Source organism: Lactiplantibacillus fabifermentans DSM 21115 (assembly GCF_000498955.2).
Classification (GTDB): domain Bacteria; phylum Bacillota; class Bacilli; order Lactobacillales; family Lactobacillaceae; genus Lactiplantibacillus; species Lactiplantibacillus fabifermentans.
In genome coordinates, this window is sequence record NZ_AYGX02000014.1 from 1 (window position 1) to 8,489 (window position 8,489).

8 protein-coding genes are annotated in these 8,489 nt (G+C 45.2%); 5 read left to right on the top strand and 3 right to left on the bottom strand.

Features of this window, described 5'->3' with window-relative positions; genetic code table 11:
- Nucleotides 1–58 precede the first annotated feature (58 nt).
- Entirely contained in the window at nt 59–961 is a 903-nt protein-coding gene (locus DY78_RS00775; RefSeq protein WP_024624920.1) for an SPFH domain-containing protein, read from the bottom strand.
- Between the two features lie 6 nt (nt 962–967).
- Nucleotides 968–1,177 (bottom strand): hypothetical protein, encoded by a 210-nt coding sequence (locus DY78_RS00780; RefSeq protein WP_024624919.1) that lies wholly within the window; start codon nt 1,175–1,177, stop codon nt 968–970.
- 140 nt (nt 1,178–1,317) lie between these two features.
- Here DY78_RS00780 and DY78_RS00785 point away from each other — a divergent pair, with 140 nt between their 5' ends.
- The 3 genes from DY78_RS00785 (at nt 1,318) to DY78_RS00795 (ending at nt 4,567) form a co-directional block, all read left to right on the top strand.
- Nucleotides 1,318–1,662 (top strand): bacteriocin immunity protein, encoded by a 345-nt coding sequence (locus DY78_RS00785; protein WP_051385228.1) that lies wholly within the window; start codon nt 1,318–1,320, stop codon nt 1,660–1,662.
- Nucleotides 1,663–2,847: 1,185 nt separating this feature from the next.
- A complete protein-coding gene (locus tag DY78_RS00790) occupies nt 2,848–4,260 on the top strand; it encodes a C69 family dipeptidase (RefSeq protein ID WP_024624917.1) in 1,413 nt (470 codons plus the stop codon).
- 61 nt (nt 4,261–4,321) lie between these two features.
- Nucleotides 4,322–4,567 carry a hypothetical protein gene (locus tag DY78_RS00795; protein ID WP_024624916.1) on the top strand — a complete coding sequence of 82 codons (246 nt, stop codon included), beginning with the start codon at nt 4,322–4,324 and terminating at the stop codon, nt 4,565–4,567.
- A 245-nt stretch (nt 4,568–4,812) separates the two neighbouring features.
- Here DY78_RS00795 and DY78_RS00800 read toward each other — a convergent pair whose 3' ends face one another.
- Nucleotides 4,813–5,979, bottom strand: coding sequence for a hypothetical protein (locus tag DY78_RS00800; protein ID WP_024624915.1), 1,167 nt, complete (start codon nt 5,977–5,979; stop codon nt 4,813–4,815).
- Between the two features lie 164 nt (nt 5,980–6,143).
- Between DY78_RS00800 and DY78_RS00805 the strand changes: the two genes are divergently transcribed.
- Together DY78_RS00805 and DY78_RS00810 are read left to right on the top strand one after the other, a co-directional pair.
- Nucleotides 6,144–6,689, top strand: coding sequence for a PadR family transcriptional regulator (locus DY78_RS00805; protein WP_024624914.1), 546 nt, complete (start codon nt 6,144–6,146; stop codon nt 6,687–6,689).
- The gene (locus tag DY78_RS00810; RefSeq protein WP_024624913.1) at nt 6,689–8,122 is read left to right on the top strand and encodes an MFS transporter; all 1,434 of its coding nucleotides are present in this window, start codon (nt 6,689–6,691) and stop codon (nt 8,120–8,122) included. Before DY78_RS00805 ends, DY78_RS00810 begins: the two co-directional genes overlap by 1 nt.
- Nucleotides 8,123–8,489: the final 367 nt, after the last annotated feature.

An 8,489-nucleotide genomic window follows, 5' to 3' on the forward strand; every position in this document is an offset into this window, starting at 1 on the left:
GGTTATGCTGAACAATTTGTCCAAAAATTCGGATTAAATTTGCAATCTACCATTTTGCTTATTTATTCGTTAATTTGCTAACTTTAGTCAAAGCTGGAATCAACCCTAAACTATCCAAAGTTTGGTTAGGCAAGACCACGGTGTTGGCAGTCCCGTCAGCCAAGGCTTTGACGGCTTCCGTGTTTTGGAAGATGAAGTAGTTTTCGGATGATTGGCTCAAAGCTTCGTTTAAGATGCGCGTCCGATAAGCGTCGGCGTCCGCTTCAGTTTGGATGGCCGTTGCTTTGGCTTTAGCACTGTTGACCAAGGCTTCGTTTTGCGCTTTGTTGGTCGCTAACAGCGCCTTGTTGTTGGCTTCGTTTTCCAAGGTAATCGACTTACTTTTACCTTCAGCGGTGGCAATCGTAGCGTCCCGTTCCCGGGTTGCTTGTAGCAACTTGTTCATCGAGGCTTGGATGTCCGCGGAAGGGTTCACGGAGTCGATATTGACCCGGTCGACGTTTAAACCGTAACCAGCCGTAACGGACGAAATTTCTTTGAACAACGCGGCGTTGATTTCTTGCGTCCCGTTCAAAACTTCGTTCAATTCTTTGTTCCCGATAATTCCCCGCAACGCGGCCCGCGTATCTTGAATCATACTACGGACGGAATCTTCGTTTTTAAAGACAAAATCTTCGATATTCGTCACGTGGTATTTCAAGGAAATCTTGACTGAAATTTCAGCGTTATCTTTGGTGATGACGACTTGTTGATTCAAGTCGACTGGTGTTTGGGCGGTGTTCACGGTGATGACGCGTGAAATAAATGGTTTAATAAAATGAATCCCGGAACTCAAGACCCGTTCAAACTTCCCAAACGTTAAAACGACCCCTTGATTCGGTTGGGTGATGATGCGAATCGATGCCATTAAGACAGCGATAATTAATAGAATAACAATGATGCCAATAATAAGTTTGACCATAGCCAATCAGTCCCCCTGGCGGTGAGGTGTCACAACTTTCACGGTCAAACCGTGCGCTGTGGCCGCGGTAACCTCCACTAGGTCCCCCGAATGTAACGAAGTTGTCGCGCGCAAATGATAAAAGATGCCATAAAATGAAACGCCGTCTAACAAGTCCCCCAACGTAATGGTGAACCGTTGGCCGATTAATCGATCATCTAAATAGCCTTCTGACATTATTGATCCCCACCTTTATTTGTGATGCTCTTATTATAAAGGCTTTTTCGTAAAAATAATAGTTCCATCACTGTTATGAAGCGGTATAATGAATTCGATAATTAAGGTTATCAACGAGTTAGGGGAAGCGGGGCGTTATTATGACAAAAGAAAATGATATCGTGATGGTCACTAAGCTGACTAATCAATTGAGCGTGGCCTATAAAGCGGCTGAAGACGCGGAGGACCAAGATTTACAAGCGCTGTTATTAAAAAATGCGACGGCTTTGAACAACGACCAACCGTATGTGGAGGTCGTCACTGCCTTGTCCCATGATGTTTCAGAATATTATATTAAGCATCATCACGTTTCTGACGAAGTGATGGCGATTTATCAAAGTATTCAGGCCGATGTTAAGGCTGGTAAGGTTGATGATAAAGCGCTGCGTCGATGGAATTTGGCGGTTGGGTTAGTTATGGCTCCAGTGATGTTTGGTGGTTGTTAATACGGATTGAATTGGAGACTTGCTGCGAGGCAGGTCTTTTTTTGTTGGCTGGGATTTGGGTCTACCGTGATTTATTAAACTTGCTGAAACGTGCAAAAGTCGGCAGCGGCTTCCGCTTAGCTACGCATAACGTAAAGGTCAGGGGCGATCGTTGGTCTAATGGAACTTACTAAACTTGCTGAAACGCGCCAAAATCAACTGCCCCCTCCGCTTGCTACGCCTATCGTAAAGGTCAAAGCCAAGACCGCTTCAACCTTCACGATAGGCTAGGCAATGCTCAGGGGCAACCCGTTTTGCTAGTTGGATTTGCTAAACTTGCTGAAACGCGCTAAGGCCAACTGCTCCTTCCGCTTGCTACGCCTAACGTAAAGGTCAAAGCAAAGAGCGCTTCAACCTTTACGTTAGGCTAGGCAATGCTCGGGAGGAAATCGTTGGTCTAGTTGGATTTGCTAAACTTGCTGAAACGCGCTAAGGCCAACAGCTCCTTCCGCTTGCTACGCCTATCGTAAAGGTCAAAGCCAAGACCGCTTCAACCTTCACGATAGGCTAGGCAATGCTCGGGAGCAACCCGTTGGCCTTAGCGCTCTGCACAAAAAAACCTTCGTACGGGAATACGAAGGTCAAAAGGAGTAGGTCATCATGCGATGGGGAGTCGCATGATGAGACTTAATGGACGTTTATTCATATAAGCGGGGGGACGTTCACATGCCGTCCATTAAGTTTGTCAAAGCTTACACTTTGACGGATTTCATTACTTTGGAGGAGTAAATGAAAAGAATGTTAATTGTTATAGTAGCAATCTTGGAGGGGAATCCTTAATTGCTATGAATAAAGAATAACAACCAATTGTGAAGAAAGTGTGTCGTTGATTTTTCTAATTTAAGAATAATTCATTAAAGAAAAGAATTTCTTGGCATTTATATATAGATAAATAAATACAATCATTGTTATGACGCGGATTCCCGCTACGAACGCGTGATTTGTAATTTGGCCGGATTGGCCGGTAAAATGTGGGAATTAGGCTGATTTTTTGATTTTTACCCATTTTCAAACCGCAAATCGGCGATTAAAATTGCGTAAGAATTTTTGTGAACGCTTACGTCAGCCTAGCATTTTAAAATAGAGCGTGTAAAATTAATAATGATAAACCGAATTCACAATTATAATTAATAGGAGTGTGTTTGCATGAACGAACAAGCTTGTACCACGATTTTAGTGGGTAAAAACGCCACGGTAGATGGCTCCACGATGATTGCCCGTAACGACGATACTTTTATGCCGATTACGCCACAAAAATTTATTGTCCATCCCGCCGTTCACGGCCGGCATGAAACGTTAACTTCCGGTAAAAACGGCTTTACTGCGCCATTACCTGAAGATGGTTATCGTTACCAAGCCGTTCCTAATATCGAAGTTGCCGCTAAGGGTGTCTTTGAAGAAAACGGCTTTAACGAAAAAAACGTTGGGGTGTCATCAACGGAAAGTGTTTATGGTAACGAACATACTTTGACGTTTGACCCCTTTGTTAAAAATGGGTTGGCGGAAGATTCATTACCAACGATGCTGACGCCATTTATTGACTCCGCTAAAGATGGGGTTAAATATTTAGGCCAATTAATTGCCAAATATGGTTCGCCAGAAGGTAACGGCGTGCTCTTTAATGATAAGAATGACGTTTGGTATATGGAAATCGTCACGGGTCATCATTGGGTTGCCCAACGGATTCCGGACGACGCTTATGCAGTTGCGGCTAACCAAGTGGCCATTCAATGGGTGGATTTCAATGATCCTGACAACTTTATGTGGTCTGAAGGGATTCAAGAATTCGTTGAAGAACATCATTTGAACCCTGACAAGGAAGGCTTCAACTTCCGCCATATCTTTGGGACGGACAACGAAAAAGACCGTCATTACAACACACCACGGGTTTGGTATGGTCAACATTACTTCAACCCCGAAATCGAACAAGACCCCCAATCAAGTGAATTACCATTCATTTGCCATGCGGCCAAAAAGATTTCGATTGCGGATGTGGAATATGTCTTAGGTTCACATTACAACGAAACGAAGTACGATCCATTCACTGATTCGCCAGAAGCAAAGAAATTCCGGCCAATCTCAATGAACCGGACGCAAAACTCACACGTTATGCAAATTCGTAATGACGTGCCAGAAGAACAAAGTGCCATTATGTGGATGACCTTTGGGGTACCTTCGTTTGCCCCATACTTGCCATTCCATGCTAATGTTTCTGAAACGGACCCAAGTTTTGCTAACACGCCATTAACTTACGACCGCAAGAGTGCTTACTGGCTTTACCGGACGTTATCAATGATTGTGGAATCCCATTATGCGGACTTCGTGCAAGAAGACATTGATTACTTGAAAGAATGCCGGATTGAATTAGCGCAATTTGTCGCTGAAACGGACGAAAAAGCGGCTAAATTATCCGGTGACGAATTGACGGCCTTCTTGACGGAACAAGACAAGCAAATGGTTGCGCAAATGCGCGATAAGGCAGAAGGCTTAATTGGGAGCTTGATTACCAAAGGCTTAACTTTATCGAAATTGACTTACAACGTCGACATTAACCTTTAAAGTTAACGTTTTCGCGGTAAGTGTGTATAATTAAGGTACCAATCCAAAGGAGTGATCTGATATGGATGAAAATGTCCTTTTTAATCCCGGTGATGCAATCTCTGAATCCCATGATTACAACGAAGCGTTACGTAGTGCCGACATTTACAATGCCCGCCAAGGACGCAAGCGCGGTATCTTAATTGCCAAGCCATTAGAAGAAGACCATGGCTATTCAGTTTTTTATGCGGATGATCTCATTTCGGCGGATGGTTCAAAACCGGACGCCCGGAAGTATCATGTGGAAAAACGGTTGCCCAAGAAATAGAGTGGTAGCAGTGGCGGTTAGTGACCGAGCATAGCCTAGTTAGGGACATTAGTCGGTGGTTTTTCTGACTGATGGCGCTAACGTAGCTAAGCGGAGGGCACTGCCACTGCTAGCACGTTTCGGCAACTTAGCCCAAGAAAACAAAACCCAAGCAGACGAGCAATCGAAAAATTGCCCGTCTGTTTTTTAATACAATAACGCACCAAAAAAGCCCGCCACTAAAAAATCAGTGACGGGCTTTAAGATTACAAGCTACCGTTATCTTTCAAGCGTTTTTCCAATAAGTAAGCATCCATATAACCAAATGATAATTCAACGACATCGTCTAATTCAATCAACGTCCCAACGCGATTGATTTGATTGTCATCTTCCACGTTATAAAAAATAAAGTGGCCGTTCGTGACGGGACCGGGATAGCCGGTCATCGCAGGTAACATTGGATTTTCAGTCGTTAAGTGGACTAAGGTATGGAAGTTATCGGCTTGTCGTAAGATGCTGTCAAACAAGTCCGTCGTGGCATCAAATAGCCGTTCGTCGTTTAAGACGGGTTGCACGTTTAATTCGTATTGGCGATTCAATTCGATAAAGCCGCGCATCGTTTGTAAATAGTCGGATTGGGTGCTGACCGACTCAATCAGTGACCGCCGGCAAAGCGTGTAGCCGCCGAATTGGCCGGTCATATCAATTAAGTTGATCAGGACACTGTCGGCGTTTAACGCGTTGACGAAGCCGACGAAAAACATGCCGGAACCATCGGCCGAGCGAATCGCGATTAATTCTTGATTCGCTTGGGCGTGGGTGAGGACGTCGTTAATGGCGGTCTTGCCGGTCGCTTTAATGTTATCAACGTGGCGATAATCAGTTTTGACAAAGGCGCTTTCGAGTAATAATTCGTTACCACGAAATTCAATAATATCGACCTGATCATAGGCCAAAGTTTGTTGGGTGTGGTGGCGATAATTAAATTTATCAAAGGCCTTGAACTCAAAATTAGTTTCAGCTAAGGTCTGCACTTGGCCTTCTAAGTAGTTGTCGTTGTTCGCTAAGACGAGCAACACGACTTGTTTAGTCGTCAACGCATTGGCCAAGATTTGTGACAATTCGGCGTGGGCCGCGTTGAAGTGCACCGGCGTCTGCGGTACGGTCGCTAAACCTTCCACATCGGCATTCTTAATGCGAAACGCCATGTTGTCCAAGTCTTCGCTCATCATTTCCACTTCATCGATGACCCGATAGCGCATAAAGACCGCGCCGTCTTGTAAACCAGCGTCGTCATAAGTATTCACGACGACGCCATCGGGTGCCAGACTGTCGATATAGCCAGTATAAACAACCTCACTATTGGCCTGGTACAAATTAATTAATTGCGTCTGTTGTTCTGCTAGTTGCAAATCTTCCATAATTGAACTCATCGTGTCTAACCCCCTTGCTGGTATTGTTTCATCATAGCACGTTTTACGCGCGAACCCTGGTCGAAAAGTCCGGTTTTTTCGGCCAATACCCGAATAGTCGTGCTTGCAATATATCTAAAAGATATATATACTAGGTGAGCATTAAAAATGTTAGGTGGGATTAAATGTACGAATTGTTTATTTTAGGTCAACTGATGGATCATCCGATGACGGGGTATCAGTTGCGCAAGGCGTTAGTGACGGTCGTTGGCCAAGAGCTAACGATTAGTTTCGGGGCCCTATATCCGTTATTGGATAAACTGGCGGCGGCCCAGGAATTGACGTTAGATTTTAAGGAAACGACCAACAAGCGGCCGCAAAAAGTTGCCACGATTACGCCGACGGGCCAAGCGCGGTTTCAACAACTGGTCTTAGCACCGGTGGCCTTGAATAAACAGACCCAGCTAACGATGCAGATGAAATTGAACTTTTTACATTTATTAACGTTGACCCAGCAAGTGACGGTGGTGCAAGACTTTTTAGCGTTTGCGACCGGGCAAGTCGAACGGCTCCAACAGCAACACGTTAAACTGGCCCATAACCCGCACATGTTAGCTGCCGATATTCGCGATGCGTTACTCGTCAACGAGCTGCAACTCGTGCGGGCGCAAAGCCAACAAGCTTGGGTCCAACAATTGTTACTTAGAATTCAAAAAAAGGAAGCAGATTAATGAAAACAACTTCGTTTGCGGCAGATCCGCAAATTCAAAAACATCGCTGGTGGATTTTAGTGGCGGTGTGTTTATTCACGTTTATGTCCACGTTAGACGGCAGTATCGTCAACATTGCTTTACCCGTCATGAGTAAAGATATGAATATTCCGATGAACCAAGCGGAATGGGTCGTCTCGATTTATTTGATTATTATCTGTGCGCTATTGTTATTATTCGGTAAATTAGGCGATGCCCATGGCAAAATTCGTATCTTTAAAATCGGCTCGGTGTTATTTACGATTGGGTCGTTACTATGTGGCTTCAATTCTGGTTTGACGATGTTACTCGTGGCCCGCGTGGTGCAAGCCGTCGGGGCCGCGATGACGATGAGTACGAACAACGGGATTATTACCGAAGTCTTTCCGTTCCAAGAACGCGGTCGAGCCTTAGGGATGATTGGGTCGTTCGTGGCGTTAGGGAGTATTGCGGGACCGGGGATTGGTGGCCTGATTTTGGCGCACTTGAGCTGGGGCTACATTTTCTGGATTAACGTGCCAGTCGGGATCTTGGCGATGATTTTAGGGCAAGTAATTTTGCCAAAAGACATCACGACTTCCAAACAACCAATTGATAAACCGGGCGCAGCGCTGTTTGCCTTAGTGATGGTCAGCTTATTTGCCGGCGTGTTCATCGGCCAAGAAGTCGGCTTTGCGAAACCGATGATTTTAGCCTTGTTTGCGGTGGCTATCGTGGCTGCGGGTATCTTCATTTACATTGAATTACGCACGGATAACCCCATCTTGGAGTTGAAACTGTTCAAAAATTCACGCTTCAGTATTAGTATTTTGTGCGCCTTCTTAATTTTTGTGGCAAACTTCTTCTTCAACGTCATCTCACCATTTTACTTGGAAAACGCGCGGGGGTTGGCCGCTAACTATGCCGGGTACGCGTTGATGACGTTCCCGATTGTGCAAGTCATTGTGGCGCCGATTGCCGGGACGATTTCTGATAAAATCGGGCCAGAACTGTTGACGTTTGTCGGCTTAGTTTTGATTTCCATTAGCCAGATTGGCTACATGTTCTCAACGCTGACGACGCCGCTATGGGTATTCATGTTCTTCATCGGCTTAGTTGGTTTCGGGAACGGGGTATTCCAAGCACCGAATAACTCGATTGTGATGAGTTCAGTGGAAGTCCAAGATTTAGGGGTCGCTGGCGGGATTAACGCTTTAGCCCGCGAACTCGGGATGATTATTGGGATTTCATTGGCCACGACCGTCTTATACGATGCGATGAGTCAAAATGCTGGTTACAAAGTCACGTCATACTTACCAGCTCATCCGGAAATCTTTATTGCCGGGATGCGAGTAGCCTTCATGGTGTCACTCGTCATTTGTTTAATTGCGACGGCCATCACCGGCGTCCGCTTATTGAAACGGAAACCGGCTTAAAAATTATGGTCGCGGTTTGCCGCTGCCGGTTGACCGTAATTCCATCCGCCGTGGGGACCGGTCCAAGCCTAAGAAGCGGTCTTGGACCTCGCTTTTGAGCCTAAAAAGCAAGTCTCAAAAGGCGTCCGTGGTGTAAACGGGATAAAAAACAATCCCGTTAACGCCACCCGCACGGCGGATTCCATTACGGTCAACCGGCAGCTAGCTTGTTTTTTGATAATAATGGTGCCACGCTGATTCAATTTGGTGGTCGGGACCATTCATGTTGGTTATTCTTTTTGTTCGTCATTTTGAAATGCGGTTAATTTACGATAATGGTAGATTGTAAAATTAATCCGAACGCTGTTCGGACAAAAAAGATCAGCTT